This is a genomic window from Candidatus Omnitrophota bacterium, assembly GCA_028715415.1.
Lineage (GTDB): Bacteria > Omnitrophota > Gorgyraeia > Gygaellales > Profunditerraquicolaceae > JAQURX01.
The window spans coordinates 125,456-150,020 of the sequence record JAQURX010000001.1; the positions used below are offsets into that span (position 1 = coordinate 125,456).

Below are 24,565 nucleotides of genomic sequence, written 5' to 3' on the forward strand. Positions count from 1 at the left end.
ATGAATGGTCAAATTCTAAGATTGGCTGTGATAGTTGTTGTTGCTATAATTGTACGTATTGTTTGTTTTTTATATTATCAAGCACATTCTGGTATAGAGCCGTTTGAATATGAAATAATTGCTGAGAACTTAATTCAAGGAAAAGGTTTTATAATAGGAGTCCATGGTGCAATTCAAAGGGCTGCTATTGCTCCAGTGTATCCGGCCTTATGCGCAATTATCTATTTGCTTTTGGGGCATCATCATTCACTGGTTATATTTCTTCAAATAGCTTTTAATGCTGGTATCTGTATTGTAATTTTTTCTATCGCAAGAAGAATATTTGATTTAAAATGTGCTTATTTTTCAGCAATACTTGTGGCTTTGCATCCAGGAATGATTATCTATTCTGCTACTAAATTACATTCACTCTCTTTTTACTCATTTCTTATTTGTGGTTCGATTCTTTTGTTAGTTATCTCTCTTAAGAGAAATAAGCTGAGTCATAAAATTATTTTAGGTATTCTTTCCGGTATTTGCGTGCTCGAGCGGGCAACTTTTTTGCCATTTTTTGTTTTGGCTTGGGTTTGGCTTTTATACTATTCTATTGATAAAAAAGAAGCTAAGAATACGATCATCATTAGTATAATTTCAGTGATACTTATAGTTTCTCCATGGGTTATCCGTAATACTATAATTTTTAAGCGTTTTGTTTTTATCCAAACAAACCAGTGGTGGGGATTTTGGGCTGGGAATAACCCAAAAAGTTCAGGAACGCTCTATATGCCTTCGGGAAAAACAGCTATTGAAGAAAGTCCAGAAGAATTTCATAAAAAGCTATTTTCTCTTGACGAAATAGGCCAGATGGAGCTTTTCAAGACAACAGCCCTTACTTTTGTCAGAAAACATCCTGTTAAGTTTGGTATTCTTACAGCAAAAAAGTTTTATTATTTTTGGTGGTTTTCTCCTCAAGCTGGGTTTTTGTATCCGTCAGCTTATCTTGCCTGGTATAAAATTTATTATTCTGTAGTTTTATTATTTTCGATTATTGGATTGATTGTGGCGTTTTATATTAAGATCGCACGGCCTTTAATAAATTTAATATTGTTACTTTTTATTTCAAATTCAATTTTACATAGTTTTTATTATCTAGAGGGAAGGCACCGTTGGAGTATGGAACCCCTATTGTTTATATTCTTTTCGTTTGGCTTCTTTAAAACTTCAGTATACATAAGGAAATTAATATACAATGTTAGAAAACGAAATTAATAGGAAACGGAATGAAATAGCTCATTTTGAAGCTTTACATGCTTCTAAAAAAGCTACCTGGTGGGGGAATACTACTATTGCTGGAAAAGAGAGGAAGAAAAGAAGGTTAGAAATTATTTATGATTTTATTCAGCCGGTCAAAGGAATGCGAATACTTGAAATAGGGTGTGGTGATGGAATAGATTCCTGGTTTTGGGGTAAAACAGAAGCAAATTTTGTTTCAATGGATATTTGCTATGATTTAGTTGTTTCTGCAAAAAGAAATAACAATGGAAAGAATATTTTATTTCTTGTAAATGATGCAGAATGTTTTGCTTTTCCTGATGAATCCTTTGATGCAGTTGTAGGTAATTCTGTGCTTCATCATCTGCAAGTTATTCCCGCTTTAAGAGAAATTAAGAGAGTACTTAAGAAAAATGGGAAAATTGCGTTTTGTGAACCTAACATGTTTAACCCGCATGTATACTTGGAAAGAAAATTTCCTTTTATTGGGAAACGGTTTGGTATTTCTCCGAGTGAAACGGCATTTGTGCGCAAAATATTGAAGAAGCAGATGGAGGATTGTGGTTTTAGCTCTGTAAATATTGAACCTTTTGATTTCTTGCATCCTGCTACTCCAAAAGCATTAATAAAAACAGTTAAAGTAATGGGAGAATTCTTAGAAAAAAAATCATTTATGAGAGAAATCGCTGGGTCTTTAAGTATAAAAGCGTTTGCTTAGAGGGATTTTTATAATGAGGGGATTAAAGTAAGATGAGAAAGTTATTAGCATTTTAGGCAGTTGTAGTTTTGGAAAAGAGGGGGTTGTTATGAGTATTCGCGAAAAGTTAATTCTGTCTCCCAAAATCAAGGAAATCAGATTTATAGATAAAGATTTGTATAATTTGACAAAATTAGTTTATTCGCCGCTTACTGGATTGTTTTACCGTAAAAGATATGATATGATTACGGAGTTTTTAGGGAGTAACTATGATGCGATTCTTGAAATAGGTTTTGGGCCGGGGATTTTTGTTCCTACGCTTGCTAAAAGATGTCGTAGGCTTTATGGTGTTGATGTACATCAGGATATATCAAAAGTGAGTACTGTTTTACGTAAAAGCGTTAGCAATTTTATTCCTTTATGGGGAGATTTAAGGTGCATGCCGGTAAAGAATAATTCTTTTGATGTGATAATTTGTCAAAGCGTACTGGAACACATTGAAGACTTAAAAGCGGCGTTTGAAGAGATGGAACGAGTTATTAAAGATGACGGTATTATAATTTTAGGTTTCCCTTTAAAAAATATTGTAACAAAATCATTGTTTGCTCTTATCGGTTATAATGATTCTGATATTCATCCCTCTAGTCATTCGGATATTTTAAATCATGCTTTAAGTTCCTTTACTCTTAAAGCCCAGCATTATTATCCAGTATGGCTAAGCGATCTGGGTTTATATTACACGGGAGTTTTTAAAAAAAAACAATGAAAAAACAAAAAATATGTAGTTATTTTGATTCTTTAGCCGATCATTACGATAGGGTTACAGGAAGGTTTTCTTATTACCATAACTTTTTACGAGATTTTTATTGTTCAATCATTCCTGCTCAAAAAACGGTTTTAGAAATAGGATGTGCTACAGGTATTTTACTCGATGCGATCAAACCAAGAAGAGGTGTTGGTCTTGACATAAGTGGTTGTATGGTTCGAAAGGCAAAACAAAAATATCCGCACCTTGAATTTTATCAAAACGATCTTAAAGAATTCAACAGTAAAGAACGGTTTGAATATATAGTTCTTTCAAACATTTTGGATTATGTTGATGATTTAATATTATTTTTTACTAATCTTAAGCAGCATCTTCGATATGATACAAAGATTGTTATTACCTCTGTAAATCCTATTTGGCAGCCAGTTATAAAGTTGTTAGAAATATGCAGATTAAAAGTTCGTGATCCACACAGGCATTTTGTAACCAATCTTGATGTTATTAATATTCTTACTTTACTTGATTATGATGTAGTTGAAAAAGGGTATCGGCTTATTTTGCCTTTATCAATACCTATAGTAAGTAATTTTATTAATAAAATATTCTCGCGTGTTCCCGTTATCAATAATTTATGTCTTATGCAATATGTAGTTGCTAAATCAAAAGTTGCGTTACCAGAACTTTCTTGTTCTATTGTAGTTCCCTGTTTTAATGAAGAAGAGAATATTGCAGCTTGTATTGAGGCTATTCCTGAGCTTGGAGTTCGGACAGAAATAGTTGTTATTGATGATGGATCCACTGATAAAACAGCGGAAATTGTGAAAAGAATGCAATCAACCATAAAAAATTTGAAGTTAGTCTCATATCCGCATAATAGAGGCAAAGGCGGGGCTCTCAAGGAAGGTTTTAATTATTGTAGTTGCGATGTTATAATAATTCTCGATGCCGATATGTCGGTTGGGCCTGAAGAGTTAAAACATTTTTTTGTTCCTATTCAAGAAGGTAAAGCGGAGTTTATTAATGGGACTCGGATGGTGTATCAAATGGAAAATAAAGCAATGAATTTTATCCGATTTTTCGGAAACAAATTTTTTGGTATAATTGTAAGTCTTATAATCGGCCAAAGGAATACAGATACGCTTTGTGGTACAAAATCATTTTTACGTAGTTACCTGCCGAATATTAAAATGGGCAGATGTAAATGGGGAGATTATGACCTTTTGTTTGGAGCTGCAAAGAATAAAATGAAAATAATGGAAATGCCTATACATTACCAGACTAGAAAAGCGGGAAAATCAAAGATGAAACTTTTAAAGGACGGCATCCATTTTCTTAAGGTATGTTATTGGGGGATAAATGAAGTTTTGTAAAAAAAGGTAACTGTCGAAGATTTAAATGGAAAGGTCGCTTGGTTGGTTTGGGGATATAAAAAATAAATGCTGAAGAATAAAAACATAATTTGTATTTCGTCTATAGATTGGGATTTCGTTTGGCAGGGTCATCAGGAGATTATGTCCCGGCTTGCGAGAAATGGTAACAGGATACTTTTTGTAGAGAATACTGGTGTTCGTTCTCCCGGAATCCGTGATTTTTCCCGTATTAGGAGCAGAATAAAAAGTTGGTTTAAAGGTATTAGTGGGATACGGCAAGAAAAAGAAAACCTTTTTATTTGTTCTCCGATTCTTTTACCTTTTCCGTATTTAAGGTTAGCGCGTTGGATTAATTCCAAACTTTTTCTTTCTAAGCTGAGAAGATGGATAAAACTGATGAATTTTGAAAAACCGATTATCTGGGTTTTTCTTCCTACTCCTTTAACCTTGGATATTATAGAGAATATTAATTCTGAATTAGTTGTATATTATTGCATTGATAATTTTCGCGTTAGTTCTCCTGCCGCGTCAAAAATTAAAAATTCAGAAATTAAACTTATCAAAAAAGCTGACCTTGTTTTTGTTACTTCTCGGGAATTATTTAATTATTGTTCACAGTTTAATCCGAAAGTATACTTTTTCCCTTTTGGAGTTAATTATGAGTATTTTGAAAGTGTTAGAGATAAAAGAAATATTAATTTTGAAGCATTGAAGAATATACCAAGGCCTGTGATTGGCTATATTGGAGGCATACATAAATGGATTGATTTTAAACTTATCAGAGAAGTGGCTGAGAGAATGCCTGGTTGCTCTTTTGTTCTTGTTGGTCCGATTCAGGCCGATATATCAAATCTAAATGGGATTAAAAATATCTATTTACTTGGGAAAAAGGAACACTCAGAAATACCGTTTTTTATTAAGGAATTTGATGTTTGTATTATTCCTTATTTGATAACCGATTATACAAAGAACGTTTATCCTACCAAACTGAATGAATATTTAGCTTTTGGGAAACCGGTTATTTCTACTGTTTTACCCGAAGTGTTGGCTTATAATGAAGAAAATGGATCTGTTGTAGATGTAGCAGTAAGCGCGGAAGAATTTATTAAGTCAATACAGGATTATATGAAACCCCAAGAAGAAAAAGCCAAAGCTGCGAGTATCCGGAAACGCATAGATTGTTCGCAAAGAAATGGATGGGCGCAAAGGATTGAAAATATGAGTGTGCTTATCAACGACTTAGTAATAAAGAAAGAACTCTTGCATCCTGTTTGGAGCGAAGAGCTGTTATTAACCCTGAAGCGCACCCGGAAAAGGTTATTCAAATTTTTCTTGGCAGGGGTTTTTCTTTTTTATCTTCTATTTTACACTCCTCTTGTATGGTTTCTTGCTGAGCCTTTAAAGATTTCACAATCTCCTGAGAAATCTGATTGTATTGTAGTTTTTGCTGGTGGAGTGGGAGAGTCGGGAAGGGCTTTGCAGGGGTATGAAGAAAGAGTTGAGCATGCTGTAAAATTATATAAAAGTGGTTTTGCTCCTTATATTATTTTTTCTTCCGGTTATCAATTCTATTTTAAAGAACCAGATATCATGAAAGCACTTGCTGTTTCACTTGGGGTCCCTGCAGAAAATATTATTATTGAGGAAAAAGCAAATAATACGTATAAAAATGTGCTATACTGTAAGAAAATATTGAATCAAAAAGGTTGGCATAAGATTTTACTCGTAAGTGCCCCATACCATATGAAACGAGTTTCGCTTGTTGTGAATAAGATTGCTCCTGATCTTAAGGTAATATTTGTTCCTATGCCTAATAGTGGTTTTTATAGGCATAACGATTTTTCAATTATGCATCCTAACGAAAGACAGCTTAGCGTTATACAATTTAAATCTTTTATACATGAATATGTGGCGATAATTGTTTATAAATTGAGAGGATTGATTTAGGGTATGCTTATGAGGTTAATTGATAAAAACGGTAGATTATTTGGGAAAATAAATATTATAGATTTTCTGATTGTAGTTTTTTTAGTTGCGTCTTCGCTAGTTATAATCTTAAGGATACAACTTAATCAAAAACTGGGGAAGCAATCCTATGAAGCCAAGGAAGCAGTAGAGATTACTATCCCGGTTAAATTTATTAGATTATCAGCTAATGCAGCAGAAAAGTTAAAGGTTGGAAAGAAAGAATTTGATAATAAGGGAACGGCTATTTCTGAAATAACTTGGCTTGGCGGCACCAGTAGGTATCTGCATACGGTTTTCTTTGATCAGGAAAATAAGAAGCGGATAACTGATGCTCTGTTATTCGAAAGGCCAGCGCGTGTAAAAATAAGAGCTGTTATTATTGATAAACATAGCTATTATAAAGGTACTTTAATAAAATATGACTCTTTGCTTTATTTTAATTTTGATAAACAGGTTTATCTTGCAGTCCCTATTAATGAAGATGAATCTATGGAGACTAGATTACCTGTTCTTATTCGTTTTAAGAATGTTTCCCCGGAAATAGCCAATAATTTTAAAAATTACTATGAATATAATGAATTTGGCAAGGTATCAGGTCGTTTGATTAAGATTGCTTCTAAAAAAATATCACCTAGAACTAGAGCGGATAAAAAGGTGGGTATTCCTCTTAGTTATGATATAGATGTTCTTTTTGAATTGTTTTGCACCGAAAAGAATGGAATGTTTATTTATAATACAGCTCCATTGCGTATCGGAAGCATTATTAATTTGACTACAAACCTACACATGACCGGGGAGCTTATTGAATTTATAAAATGATATCGAGGCGAGTTCTAAAATCCACTTTCTTTATGAGCGCTATTGATAAAAATAAGCAAGTAATCATTAATGCTTTTAGAAATAGTAAGCTTATCTTAATTTTAATTAGCTGTATAGCAAGCCTGTTTTCTTACGAAAAAAATGAATATTATAAAAAAAGTTTTTTTTACCAACAGTTTAATTTAATGAAACGCGATTTTTATCTACATTCTAGATTGTTTCTTTTAGGAATTTTAACATTTGTGCTATTGATAATTATTGTTTTAAAAGTTAGGTAGGAGTATTTTTCGTGATAGGATTTTAGAAATTGGTACTTGCAAACAAGTAGTAACTATATTATTATAATCAAGTTAAATTTTTATAGCTAAAAGGATAATAAATGAAAGTATTAATTACCGGTGGTGCAGGTTTTATTGGTTCGCATCTGACTGAAACTTTGCTCAGTAGCGGAAACAAGGTTTGTATTTTGGATAATCTTTCAACCGGCAGAATTGAAAATGTTGCAAGTTTTAAAACTAATCCTAATTTAGAGTTGGTTATAGGAACTGTCCTTAATGAAGTCTTGGTTGATAAATTAGTTGAGCGTTGCGATGTGATTTTCCATTTAGCAGCAGCCGTAGGCGTTGAGCTAATCGTTAAAAAGCCTTTAGAGTCACTTACGACAAATATAAAAGGAAGCGAGACTGTCCTTGAGATGGCTCACCGCTATAATAAAAAAATACTTATAACTTCGACTTCTGAAATTTATGGGAAGAATGTTAATGGCCCGTTAAAGGAAGACGATGATAGAATTCTTGGTTCACCTTTAAAAACTCGCTGGAGTTATTCTACTGCTAAAGCTGTTGATGAAATGTTGGCTTACGTGTATTGGAAGGAAAAGCAGGTGCCTTCAATCATTGTGCGGCTTTTTAATACTGTTGGCCCGCGCCAAACCGGGTATTATGGTATGGTTATGCCAAGGTTTATTTCTCAAGCTTTAAAAAAGGAGCCTATTACAGTATACGGAACAGGTAAACAGTCAAGGTGTTTTCTCCATGTTGCAGATGTTGTAAAAGCATTAACAAAATTAATTGAAGAGCCGAAAGCAGTAGGAGATGTTTTTAATATTGGCAGTCAAGAGGAGATAACTATAGAAGATTTAGCAAAAAAGATTATTAAAATTACGAAAAGTAATTCAAAGATAGAGTATATCCCCTATGAAAAAGCATACGAGGAAGGTTTCGAAGACATGCAAAAAAGAATTCCTGATACATCTAAAATAAATAAACTAATCGGTTTTGAACCAACGCATTCATTATCTGAGATTATTGAAGATATAGTTAACGATCTGAATAATAAAAAGTCTAAGTAGTTACCTTCCTTGTTTTAGCGTTAAATGAATAAAATAAAAGTTTTAAGGATAATTGCGAGGCTTAATATCGGCGGGCCTGCAATTCACGTTATTTTGCTTTCTGAAGGCTTAAATAAAGATCAGTTTGTTTCTTTGTTGGTGAGCGGATCTGTAAGCCCGAATGAAGGCGATATGTCTTATCTTCTTAAAGGCAAAAACATCTCTTTGTCATTTATCCCCGAATTAAGCCGAGAATTAAATCTTTTAAATGATGCTATTGCGCTTTGGAAAATCTTTAAAATCATAAGAAAAGAAAAGCCGGATATAATACATACTCATACTGCCAAGGCCGGGACTCTTGGCAGGTTAGCAGGGATTCTTTTTAATTCCCTGGTTTTAAATCCAAAAGAAAAAATTAAACTTGTACATACTTTTCATGGGAACGTATTAAGCGGATATTTTGGCAGGTTAAAAACTTCTTTATTCTTAGGGATTGAAAGAATATTCGCATTGTTCACTAATAAAATAATTACGGTAAGTGAATCAAATAAAAAAGAGCTTATTTCTTTAATGATTTGCAAAGAGGATAAGATTGAAGTTATCAAATTAGGTTTTGAATTGGATAAATTTCTAGAAATCAAGCCAAAAGAAGATAAATTCTTAAAAGTAGGTATTGTTGGTAGGCTTGTTCCGGTAAAAAACCATAAGTTATTTATCTATGCCGCTGCAATTTTGTTAAAGAGTTATCCGGGAAATAATCTTGCTTTTGATGTTGTTGGGGATGGAGAATTATCATTAGAACTTAAAAATCTGGCTTTGGATTTAAAAATTTCAGAAAAGCTTAATTTTCATGGTTGGAGAAAAGATTTGAATAACGTGTATTCAGATTTAGATATAGTTGCTTTGACTTCAATAAATGAAGGGACTCCTGTTTCATTGATTGAAGCAATGGCCAGTGGAAGAGCAGTAGTAGCAACTGATGTCGGGGGAGTCAGGGATTTATTAGGAAACAGGATTAATATTGAGATCGTTCCCGATGCGAATTTTGAGATTCTTGAGCGTGGAATTATTGTTAAGCCGCAAGACGTGGCTAGTTTTGCAAAAGCACTAATTTTATTATTGCAGAATGCGCAGCTAAGAAAAGATCTTGGTAGGCGAGCCAGACATTTTGCTGAAAATGAATTTACTAAAGAAAGACTGGTAAATAATATTGAAAATCTATATAATCAATTAATTTGTAAGTAGAATTGGTATTTGGTGTGTGGTATAATAAATTATTATGCGAAACGCCACCTTTTTTTTAATCCCTTTTTTCCTTAGTTTATTTTTTACTCCGATTGTGCGTTTCTTCGCCATGAAGAATGGTTTAATTTCCTATCCTCGTGCTGACCGTTGGCATAAACATCCTACAGCAATCCTTGGTGGTATAGCCATATATCTTTCTGTAATTATCTCTTCTTTATTCTTTGGCCTTTTTAACAGAAGTTCTTTCGGTTTTTTTCTGGGTTTAACTTTTTTATTCGCGGTAGGCCTTATAGACGATAGAATATCTATTCCTCCTTATACTAAGTTATTTATGCAGATTATTGCTGGAGCAATTGCTATTTTCTCAGGCGTTGTTATCGGGCTTCCTTTGCCAACTTATCTGGTTATTCCTTTAACTTTGCTTTGGATTGTTGGTGTAACTAACTCATTTAATCTTCTTGATAATATTGATGGACTTGCCGCTGGGATTGCAGCAATTTCAGCCGGAATGATTTTTGTATCTTCTGTAATTTTTTCAAATAATCCTTTCGGTTTTTACGCATTAATCATTTCTGGAGCGGCTTTGGGATTCTTGCCTTATAATTTTAATCCGGCAAAGATATTTATGGGTGATTGCGGGAGTATGGTTTTAGGGTATTCTTTGGCAGTTATTTCAATCGGGGGGACAGCTAGGCACATTTCCAATTTGTTAATTACCCTTATCGTTCCGGTTTTAATCTTAAGCGTTCCTATCTTTGATACGCTTTTTGTTATGATTTTAAGAAAGATACAGAATAGGCCAATATTTGAAGGTGGTAAGGATCATACTTCGCATCATTTAGTTACTTTAGGTCTATCCCAAAAGAAAACAGTATTGGTTTTATACGGGATAAGTATTGCTTTTGGCGTGATTGCTATTCTGTTCTCCCAGATTAATTTATTCCTTGCTTCAGTAATTGCGTTTTTAGCTGTAGTAATTTTATTATTCTTCGGTCTATTTATCAATGAGGACGTGTCCCGCAAGAATGAATTAAATAGGGTTAGGAAACCAAATGGGTTTGAAAATAAAACATTTATGAATACTTTTGTTTATCATAAGCGCAGGATTGTTGAAGTTATTTTGGATTTTGGGCTTATTTGGCTGGCTTATTCTTCTGCATATATGTTAAGATTTGAAGGATCGATGCTGAATAGTAATTTGCCTTTATTAAAAGATTCCCTTTTAAGTGTTATTTTAATCAAGATGTCGATATTCTTTATCTTTGGGCTTTACCGTGGAGTATGGAGATATGTAAGTATTTCTGATTTGTTAACAATATTTAAGGTAGTTAGCTTAGGGTCAATTGCTTCCATACTTTTCATGACTTTTGTGTTCAGGTTTCATGAATATTCAAGAGCTGTGTTCTTTTTGGATTGGATTCTTCTTCTGTTTTTAGTTTGCGGAACAAGAATTTTATTTAGAATATTAGGCGAGTTCTTTAGCCGTAACAGAGGCGCTGGCTGTAATGTCCTGATCTTTGGGGCAGGAGATACAGGAGAGATGGTGATTAGAGAAATCAAGCGCAATAGAGATCTTCATTATAAGCCGATTGGATTCATTGATGATAATCCTATTAAAAAAGGTAGTAAAATCCAGGGTTTGCCTGTGTTAGGCACAAGGGAAAAGATTAAATCTTTGGTTAAAGAAAATGAAATAAAAGAGGTTTTAATTGCGGTTCCTTCTTTGGGTTTAAACGATCTTTCGGAAATCGTGAAAATTTGTAACTCTTGTGGTGTATCTTACAGAAAAATAAAAGGTATTTTAGATAAAGAAGAGGGTGATGAGTTTGAAAAAAACTAAGATTGTTAATATATTAGATAGCATTACCGTATTTTCAATTTATATCGTTGCATTCCAATTGCCTATTGCAAAAGCAGCAATTGAAATCTTTAGTACTTTGGCAATTGTTTGTTTTATCATTAGAAAGATACTTCAGAGAGAAGGTCTGGAAAGAAGCGTTATTAATTTACCAATTTTTGCGTATTTAGCTATCTGTTTCTTGTCAATTTTTATAAGCAATAATTTAGGCATTAGCACTAGGACCTTCTTTGGGAAGATCTTGCAAGATGTTATGTTTCTTTTTATTGTGGCAGAAACCCTTAATACAGAAGAACGCTTAAAGATTTTTATTTATATTTTTATTTCTTCTTCGCTGCTTTTAGGAATTGATGGAATTTACCAGTTTTTCACGCATAAGGATTTTATTCGTAACCGGCCGTATTTCGGTATTCCAAGGATTCATGCTACATTTTCATCTGCTAATGACTACGGTTGTTATTTAGCAGCACTGCTTCCTTTTAGTGTTGCTGTTTTCTTTGAGGCCTTGCGAAGAAAAATAAAATCTAAATACTTTTTTATAGTTGTTTTTATATTGCTTTTTATTTGTTTAATGCTTACGGTTTCCCGAGGTGCTTGGTTTGCTTTCTTAGGGTCAATTTTATTGATGAGTATTTGGGTTAAAGCCATTTGGATTATTATGGCAGTAATTGGTATAGTCCTGTTAGTTCTAAACCAGTCTTTTTTCCCTTATCTAAGAGAACGCTTGAGCAACTTTTTTGTTTTTTCTGACCAAAGCTCTGGAGATAGAAGAATGATGTGGGAAGCTGCTTTTAAAATGTTTTTGTCAAAACCTTGGCTAGGTGTTGGCATTGGAACGTTCATGTTCAATTTCAAGAATTTTGTTTCTAAAGACTATCCTTTTACAACCCCATATGCTCATAATTGTTATCTTCAGATTGCGTCTGAAATTGGTATTATTGGGCTATTGGCATTTTTGTTGATATTAGGTGCATTTTTTTATAAAAATATTAAAACGCTTAATTTACGTAGCAATAATTACTCTTGGTATATTTTATTAGCTACAACTGCTTCTGTGCTGGGCTATTGTGTACAAATGGTAGTTGATACAATTTTTTATTCTTTGGATTTAGGTATATTATTTTGGCTTCTTCTTGGCTTGGGTATAGCTGCGTCAAGATTAACTATTGGAAAAACTAAGAATATAAACTAAAAAGAATTGAAAGAGCAAAGTTTTACTAAGCCGCTATTTTCCATGAAAAATAGCGGTATTTTTTTTGCAGTCAAGTTTGTTGTGGACTGTGAACTATGGACTAACTATGTTTAACCTGACAGTATTAATAATTGGTTTTAGTGGGCTTGTTGCGCAGGTGTTATTACTGCGTGAACTAATGGTTAATTTTTATGGCAATGAATTAACCTTGGGGATTATTTTGTCTAACTGGTTAGTTTCAGAGGCTATTGGAGCATTTTTGTTTGGAAAGGTTATTGATAGGATAAAGGACAAGATTAAAGTATTTATTATTTTGCAAGTAGTTTTTTCTTTTATGCTCCCGGTTGTCCTTTATTTTTCAAAAGATTTCAAAACGTTCTTAGGTTTGCCTCTGGGGGAGGGGTTGGGGCTTCAGGCTGTATTCATTGTTTCATTTATTGTAATTTTTCCTGTTAGTTTCTGTCATGGTGGTTTATTTAGCTGCGGGAGTAAAATCCAGTCAGTATTTTTTAAGAATATTTCTCCTATAGGTAGATTCTATTTTCTTGAGTTAGTAGGGACAATAATTGGTGGGGTTGTGTTTACTTACCTTTTTATACCTTATTTAAATTCATTTTTTATTGTTTTTGTAATTTTAATAATTAATATTGGGATTTGTTTTTATTTCCTAAGATTTACGAAGCTCAAATTATTAAAGTTTTTTGTTATCTCATCCTTTGTCTTTTGTTTAATATTTGGGTTAAGATTGGATTCAATTAATAAGTCTGCTTTGTTTAACCAATGGAAGGGTTTAAAAGTCCTAGAGAGCAGAAATTCTGTTTATGGAAATATAGTGCTCGCGGCCCAGAAGGAACAGGTCACTTTTTTCTATAATGGCCTTCCGGTTATAACCACGCCTTTTCCTGATAAACAGTTTATTGAGGATTTTGGTAATCTTCCTTTATTGTTTCATGAAAAGCCGCTGGAAGTCTTAATTCTAGGAAGCGGGGCAGGCGGGCTGGTTAATGAAATTATAAAATATCCAATAAAGAATATTGACTATGCAGAACTCGACCCTTTAATCTTGGGAATGCTTAAGAAATATCCTACCAGTTTGACTAAAAATGAATTTTCCGATAAAAGGCTGAGCGTTAAAAATGTAGATGCAAGGCTGTATTTGAGAGAAACTTTAAAGCAGTATGATGTTATTTTAATTGGTTTCTCGGGGCAGCCAGATTTATCAACTAATCGGGTTTTTACAGAAGAGTTTTTTTCTTTATTGAAGCTTAGGTTAAGGCCCGATGGTATTTTTTCGTTTTGGCTCCCCGGATCCTTAAGTTATCTTGGCATTGAGTTGCGCGATATAAATGCTTCAATTTTAAATGCCGCAAAATTGGTTTTTGAACACGTACGAATTGTCCCTGGAGATTATAATATTTTCTTAGCTTCTGATTCTGTGGATTTATTAGAGGTTTCTCCGAATTTAGTCTGGCAAAGAATGAACTCAATGAATATTAGTAGCGCTATAATTAGCCTTGCTTATCTGGAGCATAGGCTAAGCAAAGAGCACGTTGTATGGTTTGATAGCCAATTAGAAAAGGCCTCCTTTGAAATTAATAGTGATTTTAAACCTGTAGCAGTCTACAAAACAGTTACGCTTTGGAATAGGAAATTTTCTCCAATTTTCGCTAAGGCGTTAAATTTTCTTGGAAAAATGAATTTCAGGATAGTGTTTTTTATTGCGTTAGTAATTTCATTAATTATGATTCTCATATATAAAATAAAGAAAGTTTTAAAGTTGCCAATTTGTTATTCTATAGCAACAACTGGTTTTTTTGGGATGTTGATGAGCTTAGTTTTGATCTTTTCTTACCAGACTTTTTATGGCTATTTATATAATAGAATAGGGCTTTTGATTGCGATATATATGGCAGGAGCTGCTTTGGGTGGCTTGTTAATAACTGCTAATTATAAAAAGATAAAAAAAGAATTTTCTTTTTTCTGGAAGTTAGAATTTTCAATAATAGTATTTACCCTAATTTGCGGCTTTATAATTACTAAGGGAATGTATTTAGAAAGGTATTCTTCCTTTATTTTTACTATTCTATTCTTTTTGTCCGGGTTATTTACTGGGCTGGAATTTCCTCTGGCAGCCAAAATGTATCTGGGAGGGAATGATATCATGGTTGGAGAAACTGCTGGAGTGTTATATTTTTGGGATCTTTTAGGAGGCTGTCTTGCAGGATTAATAGGGGGAGTTGTTCTGTTGCCGGTTTTGGGGTTATTCAATACATGTTTAACTATTGCGTTGTTAAAGATAAGTAGCTTGTTTGTATATTCTTTAAGTAGAATTAAAGTGAGTATTGCATAAATTTCCTATTATGGTAAAATAATTTTATGAAGAAGAGCTTGTTTTTAGTTTTCATTTTAGCCATAGTTTTTCCTCCTGGGATATGTTTTTCCCAATATTCTGTGTTAGATGATAGTAAGGTTTTTATTGAGCAGGGGGGACTTAAGCCTGAGAATGTAGAACAGGCTTTTGAGAGAGCTATGAAAAAAGTTGAAAAAGAGAGGACGGAAAAACGTGAAATTTTGACAGGCGAGCTTAAGGCAAGGCTTGATTCTGCTATACAGGAATGGATGAATGAAAAAATTCATAAGAAAAATTCAGAAATTAACAGATTTGTAAATCAAGATTGGTATAAGTCTTCAAAGGTATTACCTGTCCCTCCAATACATGAGGATTATATTTTGAGAGATTTTGCTTATATTGTAGATAGGGCTGATATTATTGAAACTGATTCTATGGCAGCGCCATATAAGGCTCATGTTGTTATGCAAGAAAAGTTGTATTTGGAAAAGAATCACGCTGCAAGTATCAGCTATAGAAATACTTATTTTTATACAGTGACGAGTTTGATTAATTTAAACTTAGAGTATAGAGGCAATCGGTTTGTGGCGATAAACTCCGACGAGAAGCTTACGGGCATTGAAAATCGCGTACCTCAGGATATAGCTTCGAAAATATTGAAACAAGCTTTTGATTAAGAATAAAATCTTGCAAAAAACTCTTGACAAGATATTTTTTTGTTTTATAATTAGCACTCCGAAACATAGAGTGCTAAGATTTGAGCTTTAGTCATAACTAAATTATAAAGGGAGGTGTTACAAATGGATATTAGACCATTAGGCGATAGGGTAGTAATTAAGCCTTTAGAGGCTGAATCTAAAACCAAAGGAGGCATTTTACTTCCTGATACTGCTAAAGAAAAACCGCAAGAGGGTAAAGTAGTTGCTGTAGGAAAAGGTAAGGTTCTGGATAGCGGAGCTGTGCAGGCTTTGGAGGTAAAAGTTGGTGATAAGGTATTATACGGAAAATATTCCGGTAATGAAATCACGACTAAAGAAGGCGAAGAATTATTGATTATGAAAGAAGAAGATATTTTAGCAATAATCAAATAAGTAAAAGGAGAGTGAGTAGAATGGCAAAACAGTTATTATACAGTGATGAAGCCCGCCGCAAGATTCTTAGCGGTGTTGAGCAACTGGCCAGAGCCGTTAAGGTTACTTTAGGGCCAAAGGGCCGCAATGTTGTAATTGATAAGAAATTTGGTTCTCCTACAATTACAAAAGACGGTGTTACAGTGGCAAAAGAAGTTGAATTGGAAGATTCCTTTGAGAATATGGGTGCCCAGATGGTAAAAGAAGTTGCAGAGAAAACTTCTGATATCGCTGGCGATGGAACCACTACAGCTACAGTTTTAGCTGAAGCAATCTATCGTGAAGGCTTGAAGAATGTTACAGCAGGGTCAAACCCGATGTCGTTAAAAAGGGGTATTGAGAAAGCTGTTGAGAGAGTAGTTGAGGATTTAAGCAAACTTTCTACTCCTATTAAAGATAAAAAAGAAATTGCTCAGGTTGCTTCAATTGCAGCTAATTCTGATACAGCAATTGGCGAGTTAATTGCCGAAGCAATGGATAAAGTAGGAAAAGACGGAGTTATTACTGTTGAAGAAGCTAAGTCAACAGCAACTACATTAGAAGTTGTTGAAGGTATGCAATTTGATCAAGGATATCTTTCTCCGTATTTTGTTACCGACGCAGAGAGAATGGAAGTACTTTTAGAGGATCCGTATATCCTTATATATGAGAAGAAGATTTCTTCTATTAAGGATATCCTTCCAATGTTGGAGAAAATTGCACGTACCGGAAAACCGCTTTTGATTATTGCTGAAGAAGTTGACGGTGAGGCTCTTGCTACATTAGTAGTAAATAAGATCCGTGGGACATTTGTTGCTTGCGCAGTTAAAGCTCCGGGTTATGGAGATAGGCGTAAAGCAATGCTTGAAGATATTGCTATTCTTACCGGTGGTAAAGCAATAACTGAGGATTTGGGGATAAAATTAGAGAGTGTTGATGTTGATGAGTTAGGACGCGCTAAAAAAGTTAAAATTGATAAAGAGAATACAACGATAGTTGAAGGTGCAGGTAAAGATGCGGCAATCAAAGCAAGAGTCGCCCAGCTTAAAAAACAGATAGACGATACTGATTCAGATTATGATAAAGAAAAGCTTCAGGAACGTTTAGCTAAATTAGCTGGCGGAGTTGCTGTTATCAATGTAGGCGCTGCAACCGAAACCGAAATGAAAGAGAAAAAGGCAAGAGTTGAAGATGCTTTGCATGCGACAAGAGCTGCTTCTCAGGAAGGTATTGTTCCTGGAGGTGGAGTTGCTTTAGTTCGTTCGATTCCCGGCCTTGAGAAAATGAAACTTGAAGGTGATGAGAAGATCGGAGCTGATATTGTAAAAAGAGCAATTGAAGAGCCGCTAAGACAGATTGCGCAAAACGCCGGTCTTGAGGGTTCTGTGGTTGTTCAACGCATAAAGCAGGAAAAAGCAAATATCGGATATGATGTGAATCAGAATGAATATGTTGATATGATTGAAGCGGGTGTCATTGATCCAACAAAAGTAACTCGTTCTGCTTTACAAAATGCAGCAAGTATCGCAGCCTTGTTACTTACTACTGAAACAGTGATTACTGATAAACCTGAAAAGGAAGATAAAATGCCGCCTATGCCACCAGGAGGAATGGGTGGAGGTATGGGGGGAATGTATTAAAAAGAAGTAAGAAATTGAAATAAAAGTAAAAATGGGGTCGGAATTATTTTGAAGCTAAAATAAATCTGGCCCCATTTTCTTATTGACAAAGTGTCGGTATTATTATAAAATTAATATCTAAATTCTAATACAATATTTATTAAAAGCACATAATCTGTTGATTTGTAATAGGTTATGAATATTGACCCTAATCCTAGCGGATGGATTGGGGTGAGCTTGTGCTCAAAGGAGAAAATTAAAAATGGCAGAGTGGATAGGAATAGGAAGGCGAGCTCGTAGATGTTATGGTTTTGATGAAATTGCGCTTGTCCCAGGCGCGCAAACAGTTAATCCTAATGAGGTAAATATTTCTTTTGAAATTGATGGTAAGAAGTTTAAAGTTCCTATTCTAGCCGCTGCGATGGACGGCGTAGTTGATGTTAAATTTGCGATTGAAATGTCCGAGCTTGGTGGTATAGCTGTTTTAAATCTTGACGGCGTTCAGACTCGTTATGAGAATCCCGATAGCGTTTTGGAACAGATTTCCAAAGCAACTCCTCAAAAAGCCACAGAATTGATTCAGTCAGTTTATACGACACCGATAAAAGAGAAATTAGTTACTAAGCGTGTTGCTGAAATAAAAAAGAAGAAGGGGACTGCAGTTGTAAGTTGTATCCCTGCTCATGCCGAGAAATTCTCTAAATTAGCAATAGCTGCGGGTGCTGATATGTTTGTAGTTCAGTCTACTGTGACTACAACTAAACACATCGCAAAGGAATACAAAAGCCTTGATTTATTTAAATTCTGCAAACAAACCAAAATCCCAGTTATTATAGGTAATTGTGTTACTTATGAGACAACTGTTGGTTTAATGGAGACTGGAGCTGCAGCTTTATTAATTGGCGTTGGCCCAGGCGCAGCTTGCACAACCAGAGGAGTATTGGGGATTGGAGTCCCTCAGGTTACAGCAACAGTAGATGCAGCAGCTGCAAGAGATTTTCATTTTAAGAGAACCGGTAAATATGTTTCAATAATTACTGATGGCGGGATGAATCGCGGTGGGGATATCTGTAGGGCAATTGCCTGCGGAGCAGATGCGGTAATGATTGGCTCAAGTTTTGCAAGGGCAAAAGAAGCTCCGGGAAGAGGTTATCATTGGGGTATGGCTACATCTCATGTGAACCTGCCTCGCGGAACCCGTATTTATGTCGGGACTACAGGTACGCTTAAAGAAATTCTTTTTGGCCCTGCAAGAGTTGACGATGGGTCGCAGAATCTTATGGGAGCTTTAAAAACTTCCATGGGCTCATTAGGGGCATCTAATGTAAAAGAGATGCATGATGTGGAAATAATCATTGCTCCTTCGATCCAGACAGAAGGCAAAATATTCCAAGCTTCACAAAAAGTAGGAATGGGAAAATGACAAGACAAACAGTAGTAATATTAGATTTTGGTTCACAGTATACCCAGTTAATTGCACGTAGGGTTAGAGAAAATAAAGTATTCTCTAAGATTGTTCCGTTTAATATGAGCGCCAAAGAAATTGCAAGTTTAAACCCTAAAGGATTGATACTTTCCGGAGGCCCTGCTTCCGTAATAGATAAAAAGAAAAGCCCTTATCCTGATAAAGGAATCTTTAAGTTAGGGGTTCCTATTTTAGGGATTTGTTATGGGATGCAGGTTATTTCGGAGATGCTTGGTGGGAAGGTTAGACATACTAAGAGCCGTGAATTCGGTAAAGCGGAACTTTTTATTGATGATAACCGTGACCTTTTTAGCCATTTACCCGGAAATTTTACCTGTTGGGCTAGTCATGGAGATTATGTAACTAAGCTTCCTTCGGGATTCCGTACTATAGCGCATACTCTTAACTCTCCGATTGCTGCGATTTCTAGCAAACAAAAAAAGATTTACGGAGTGCAGTTTCATCCGGAGGTAACGCATACCGACAAAGGAAATCAGATCCTAAGCAACTTCTTATTTAGAATTTGCGGATGCCTTTCCCGCTGGACAATGCAATCTTTCATTAAAGAATCAACTGAAAATACTAAAAAGCTCCTTGGTAAGGATAAGGTTGTTTTAGGTTTGTCAGGAGGGGTTGATTCTTCAGTTGCCGCATTGCTACTACACAAGGCAATCGGTAAGAATCTCCGTTGTATTTTTATAGATAACGGGCTTTTAAGAAAAGATGAGCCGCAGCAGATAAAGAATATTTTCCGCAATATGTATCATCTGAATTTAGATTATGTAGATAGAAGTAAAAGGTTCCTTGTGCGTCTTAAAGGCGTTACGGATCCGGAAGAAAAAAGAAAAATTATTGGTGATGAGTTTGTTAAGGTTTTTGAAGAAGAAGCTGATAAAGTAAAGGGAGTTAAATTTTTAGGGCAAGGTACTTTGTATCCGGATGTAATAGAGTCAATATCTGTTACCGGAGCGCCTTCCAGCAGGATTAAAAGCCATCATAACGTCGGTGGTTTGCCGGCTCACATGAAGCTAAAATTGGTTGAACCATTAAGAGATTTATTTAAAGATGAAGTCCGACAGATCGGGAAAGAATTAGGTTTGCCTGAAGCTATACTTTTCCGTCAGCCTTTCCCCGGACCTGGCCTTGCGATAAGGATTATCGGCGAGATTACTCAAGAGAGGCTTGATGTGTTAAGAGAAGTAGATTTAAGGGTTATTGAAGAGATAAGAAAAGCAGGATTGTATGAACAAATCTGGCAGTCATTTGCGATTTTGCTTCCAATAAAAAGCGTTGGAGTAATGGGTGATGAACGCACCTATGAAAATGTTGTAGCAATAAGATGTGTTTCTAGCTTTGACGGTATGACTGCTGACTGGGTTAAACTACCCTATGAAATCATGGAAAGAATTTCCAACCGCATAATCAACGAAGTAAAAGGCGTTAACCGCGTTGTTTATGATATTAGTTCTAAACCACCTGCTACTATTGAGTGGGAATAAGATAGTAATAAAAAAACGTCAAAATGACACAAGGCCACAAGTAACAAGTTTTAGATAACATGTTGGCCTAGTTACTTTGTGACCCATAGCTATCACGTATCATTATGCCGCATTCCGATTTTATCCATCTCCACGTCCACACGCAATTTAGCCTTCTTGACGGCGCTTGCCGCTTACCTGAGTTATTAAATCTTGCCAAAGAATACAAGATGGATTCTTTGGCTATCACAGATCATGGTAATATGTTCGGCGCTATTGAATTCTATCAGGAAGCGCAAAAGGCAGGGATTAAGCCAATTATCGGGTGTGAATTTTATGTTGCTCCCGGAAGCAGGCTTGATAAAACTTCTGTTGGGATAGATGAAGCCGCCTACCATTTAATACTTCTTGCTAAGGATGAATTAGGATATCAAAATTTAATGAAGCTGGTTTCTAAGGCTTATTTAGAAGGTTTTTATTATCGGCCGCGTATAGATAAAGAAATCCTTTCGCAATATTCTAAAGGGCTTATAGGATTAACTGCTTGCCTTAAAGGAGAAATACCTTCTTTAATTCAGCAGAAGCGTTTTAACGACGCACTAAAAACTGCTGATATTTATCTGAACATATTGGGTAAATCTAATTTTTTCCTTGAGCTGCAGGCTAATTCAATACCGGAACAAAAAAAAGTTAATGAAGGGTTAGTAAAGATTTCTAACGAATTAAAAATCCCGCTTGTTGCAACCAATGACGTGCACTATTTGACTAAAGAAAGAGCGCTCAGCCACGAAGCGCTTCTTTGCATCCAAACTCAAACTACTCTCGACGACCCTAATCGTATGCGTTTTCAAACTGAAGAGTTTTACTTTAGATCCCCTCAGGAAATGATCAATATTTTTAAGGATTATCCTCAAGCTATCGCTAACACATTGGAAATTGCCCATCGCTGTAATCTTGAACTAGATTTTTCAAAATTGCATTTGCCGAAATATGACCCGCCTGAAGGTTTAACTAAGGAAGATTTTTTGTTGCAGCTTTGTGAAAAAGGGCTAGAGAGAAGGTATAAAGGGGTAAATCCCGCTATTCAAGAACGCCTTAACCACGAGTTAAAAATTATTAAGAACATGGGTTATGTAAGTTATTTTTTGATAGTTTGGGATTTTATTAATTATGCTAAGAGCCAAGGAATTCCTGTTGGTCCGGGAAGAGGTTCTGCTGCGGGAAGTATCGTAAGTTATTTATTAGGGATTACCGATATTAACCCTTTGGAATACGGGCTTTTGTTTGAGAGGTTCTTGAATCCTGATCGTATTGGGATGCCCGATATAGATATAGACTTTTGTTATGAAAGGCGCCAGGAAGTAATTGATTATGTTACTAATAAATATGGCAGACAGAATGTAGCGCAGATTATTACTTTTGGTACCATGCAAGCTCGCGGTGTAGTCAGGGATGTAGGTAGGGTAATGGGTATTGCATATGCTGATGTTGACCGGCTCGCAAAATTAATCCCTCCTGAACCAAACACGACTTTAAAAGACGCTTTAGATAATGAGCCGGAATTAAATAATCTTACTAAAAGCGATCCTCAGATAACAAAACTTACTAATATCGCGCTTTCTTTGGAAGGCTTAAACCGCCATGCGTCAATTCACGCGGCAGGAGTTGTAATAGGAGATAAGCCGCTTGATAATTACAGCCCGCTATTTAAGACTAGCGACGACCAAGTGACTACGGGTTATAGTATGGGTGCTTTAGAGAAGATTGGTTTGCTTAAGATGGATTTTCTTGGTTTAAGAACCCTTACCGTTATTGACCAAACAACAAAGATTATTAAAGAAACGAAAGGCAGAGATATTGATTTAGATAATATTGCTCTTGATGATAAGAATACGTATAAACTTTTGAGTAATGCTAAAACTATAGGGGTGTTCCAAGTAGAAAGTTCCGGAATGCGCGATTTATTAAGAAAGCTCGAGCCGGAACGTTTTGAAGATTTAATTGCTCTTTTGGCTTTGTATAGGCCGGGCCCCATCGGAAGCGGGATGCTAGATGATTTTATTAAAAGAAAACATAATCTTATTTCAATCAAATATGAACACCCCAAGTTAGAAACAATCCTAAAAGAAACTTACGGGATTATGGTTTATCAAGAGCAGATTATGCAAATCGCTTCTGTCCTAGCTGGATTTAGCCTTGCACAAGCCGATCTTTTGCGTAAGGCGATGGGTAAGAAGATCCCTGAGGTTATGGAAAAAGAGCGTAAAAATTTCATTACAGGTTGTGTTAAAAACGGCGTTAAAGAAAGTATCGCTGCTAAGATTTTTGATTTGATAGAATATTTTTCCGGGTATGGATTTAATAAATCGCATAGCGCTGCGTATGCTTTAATTTCTTACCGAACAGCATATCTTAAGGCAAATTTTCCTGTTGAATTTATGACAGCGTTACTTACTTCAGAACGTGACAATACAGATAAGATTGTAGAATATGTAAATGAGGCTAACCGTATGGGCCTTCAGATGTTGCCTCCAGACATAAATGAAAGTAGTGCGTTATTTAAAGTAATAGACGATAAAACCATCCGTTTCGGCTTATTGGCAGTCAAGAATGTTGGAGCAGGTGCGATTGATTCTATCATTGAAGCAAGAAAGAACGGGAAATTTGTTTCTCTTGAAGACATGTGTCAGAGAATAGATTTAAGGCTTGTAAATAAAAAAGTATTAGAGAGTTTGATAAAATGCGGTGCCTTGGATTCTTTTTCTATGCCGCGTGCTCAAATGTTTGCTGGCTTAGAGCAGATACTAGAGCAATCTTCAAAGCTGCAAAAAGAGCGTTCAACAGGGCAACTTTCATTTTTTGACCAGAATTTAAGCCAGGATGCTTTTAAGAAATCTAAATTAAATCTCCCCCAGGTTAGAGAATGGCCTGAGCCGCAAATTTTGTCTTTTGAAAAAGATATGTTAGGTTTTTATGTGAGCGGGCATCCTTTGGCCAGGTATGCAGGGCAATTGCGGCGTTTTGCTTCTACTTCAATTGCAAATCTGTCACTTTGTAAAGATGAAGAAGAAGTGAAGATTGTAGGGTTGATTGCGAAAATAAAAAACACTTTGACTCGGGCTAAGCAAGAGAAAATGGCAATCTTGAAACTTGAAGATTTGGAAGGTTCAGTTGAAGCTTTGGTTTTCCCTCGGTCTTATCAGAAGGTTTCCCGATATATCCAACCAAATACGGTTGTGTTGGCAAGAGGAACCCTTAATCTTAAGGAAGATACTCCTAAGCTTTTAATAAATGATTTGTTTCCTATGGAGCAGGTTTATAGCCTTATTTCAGCAATTAATATTAATTTATCCGGAATGCAGGAAAACCTCTTTTTATCCCTAAAGGAATTATTAAGCTTAAACCGCGGGCAAACACCTGTTTATCTGCATTTAAATACTCCTTCAAAGTCAAAAGTACAGTTTGTAGTCGGGGAAAATCTTTATGTAAGCCCTAGTGAGAAACTTATCCAGGATGCAGTTGAACTACTAGGTGAAGATAAGTTGTCGATAGTAATATAGGTTATCCCGATAGCTAATCGCTTCGAAAATTTGTTCCAAATTTTCTCGCAGCTATCGGGATTAATTCGGGCATATAACTTACGTTTACTCGCTTCGCTCGTTCCGTAAGTTATGCCCTCATTAAAAAAACCCCTTGACAACGTAACTTTTTGTTTGTATTATACTTACAAACATTGTTATGCTCAAAAAGGGGGCTGTATATGACAAAAAAAGATATAATTTTAAAAGTTTCTGATGAAACCAACTTAAAACAAATAGATGTTAAAAAAGTTGTGCAAAGGACTTTTGACTGCATTACAGAAGCCTTGGTTAGAGGAGAAAAGATTGAGCTGCGTAATTTCGGCGTGTTCAAAATTAAACAAAGAAAAAGCCGCACTGGCAGAAATCCTCGCACTGGCCAGGTAGTACCGGTCCCTCCCAGGAAAGTTGTTGTCTTTAAGCCAGGCTTAGAGATGAAAAAAGAAATAAAATAACCCTTCTCGCCTTAA

18 protein-coding genes are annotated in these 24,565 nt (G+C 35.3%); all 18 read left to right on the forward strand.

Annotation, left to right across the window (positions count from 1 at the left end; genetic code table 11):
* A complete protein-coding gene (locus PHO70_00595) occupies positions 1-1,248 on the forward strand; it encodes a glycosyltransferase family 39 protein (GenBank protein MDD5431477.1) in 1,248 nt (415 codons plus the stop codon).
* A complete protein-coding gene (locus PHO70_00600; GenBank protein MDD5431478.1) occupies positions 1,229-1,969 on the forward strand; it encodes a class I SAM-dependent methyltransferase in 741 nt (246 codons plus the stop codon). The genes PHO70_00595 and PHO70_00600 overlap by 20 nt, the downstream gene beginning before the upstream one ends.
* An 88-nt stretch (positions 1,970-2,057) precedes the next feature.
* Entirely contained in the window at positions 2,058-2,714 is a 657-nt protein-coding gene (locus tag PHO70_00605; GenBank protein ID MDD5431479.1) for a class I SAM-dependent methyltransferase, read from the forward strand.
* Positions 2,711-4,084, forward strand: a complete 1,374-nt coding sequence (locus PHO70_00610; GenBank protein MDD5431480.1) for a glycosyltransferase — start codon at positions 2,711-2,713, stop codon at positions 4,082-4,084. Before PHO70_00605 ends, PHO70_00610 begins: the two co-directional genes overlap by 4 nt.
* Positions 4,085-4,150: 66 nt before the next feature.
* Entirely contained in the window at positions 4,151-6,031 is a 1,881-nt protein-coding gene (locus tag PHO70_00615; protein ID MDD5431481.1) for an ElyC/SanA/YdcF family protein, read from the forward strand.
* Positions 6,032-6,040: 9 nt separating this feature from the next.
* Positions 6,041-6,871: a DUF4330 domain-containing protein gene (locus PHO70_00620; protein MDD5431482.1), complete on the forward strand. Its 831-nt coding sequence runs from the start codon at positions 6,041-6,043 to the stop codon at positions 6,869-6,871.
* 379 nt (positions 6,872-7,250) lie between these two features.
* Positions 7,251-8,222 carry a GDP-mannose 4,6-dehydratase gene (locus tag PHO70_00625; GenBank protein ID MDD5431483.1) on the forward strand — a complete coding sequence of 324 codons (972 nt, stop codon included), beginning with the start codon at positions 7,251-7,253 and terminating at the stop codon, positions 8,220-8,222.
* A 24-nt stretch (positions 8,223-8,246) separates the two neighbouring features.
* The gene (locus PHO70_00630) at positions 8,247-9,446 is read left to right on the forward strand and encodes a glycosyltransferase family 4 protein (protein ID MDD5431484.1); all 1,200 of its coding nucleotides are present in this window, start codon (positions 8,247-8,249) and stop codon (positions 9,444-9,446) included.
* A 34-nt stretch (positions 9,447-9,480) separates the two neighbouring features.
* A complete protein-coding gene (locus tag PHO70_00635; protein MDD5431485.1) occupies positions 9,481-11,286 on the forward strand; it encodes a hypothetical protein in 1,806 nt (601 codons plus the stop codon).
* Positions 11,267-12,496: an O-antigen ligase family protein gene (locus PHO70_00640; GenBank protein ID MDD5431486.1), complete on the forward strand. Its 1,230-nt coding sequence runs from the start codon at positions 11,267-11,269 to the stop codon at positions 12,494-12,496. Before PHO70_00635 ends, PHO70_00640 begins: the two co-directional genes overlap by 20 nt.
* 88 nt (positions 12,497-12,584) lie before the next feature.
* Positions 12,585-14,846: a hypothetical protein gene (locus PHO70_00645; protein ID MDD5431487.1), complete on the forward strand. Its 2,262-nt coding sequence runs from the start codon at positions 12,585-12,587 to the stop codon at positions 14,844-14,846.
* Between the two features lie 26 nt (positions 14,847-14,872).
* Complete coding sequence (locus PHO70_00650) at positions 14,873-15,523, forward strand: hypothetical protein (GenBank protein MDD5431488.1); 651 nt, start codon at positions 14,873-14,875, stop codon at positions 15,521-15,523.
* A 123-nt stretch (positions 15,524-15,646) separates the two neighbouring features.
* On the forward strand, positions 15,647-15,937 hold the full coding sequence (groES, locus tag PHO70_00655; protein ID MDD5431489.1) for a co-chaperone GroES: 291 nt from the start codon (positions 15,647-15,649) through the stop codon (positions 15,935-15,937).
* Positions 15,938-15,957: 20 nt separating this feature from the next.
* Positions 15,958-17,595: a chaperonin GroEL gene (gene groL, locus PHO70_00660; protein ID MDD5431490.1), complete on the forward strand. Its 1,638-nt coding sequence runs from the start codon at positions 15,958-15,960 to the stop codon at positions 17,593-17,595.
* A 241-nt stretch (positions 17,596-17,836) separates the two neighbouring features.
* Complete coding sequence (locus PHO70_00665; GenBank protein ID MDD5431491.1) at positions 17,837-18,997, forward strand: GuaB3 family IMP dehydrogenase-related protein; 1,161 nt, start codon at positions 17,837-17,839, stop codon at positions 18,995-18,997.
* The gene (gene guaA, locus PHO70_00670; GenBank protein MDD5431492.1) at positions 18,994-20,538 is read left to right on the forward strand and encodes a glutamine-hydrolyzing GMP synthase; all 1,545 of its coding nucleotides are present in this window, start codon (positions 18,994-18,996) and stop codon (positions 20,536-20,538) included. The genes PHO70_00665 and guaA overlap by 4 nt, the downstream gene beginning before the upstream one ends.
* A gap of 104 nt (positions 20,539-20,642) precedes the next feature.
* Positions 20,643-24,077, forward strand: coding sequence for a DNA polymerase III subunit alpha (locus PHO70_00675; protein ID MDD5431493.1), 3,435 nt, complete (start codon positions 20,643-20,645; stop codon positions 24,075-24,077).
* 200 nt (positions 24,078-24,277) lie between these two features.
* The gene (locus tag PHO70_00680; GenBank protein MDD5431494.1) at positions 24,278-24,550 is read left to right on the forward strand and encodes an integration host factor subunit beta; all 273 of its coding nucleotides are present in this window, start codon (positions 24,278-24,280) and stop codon (positions 24,548-24,550) included.
* Positions 24,551-24,565 lie beyond the last annotated feature (15 nt).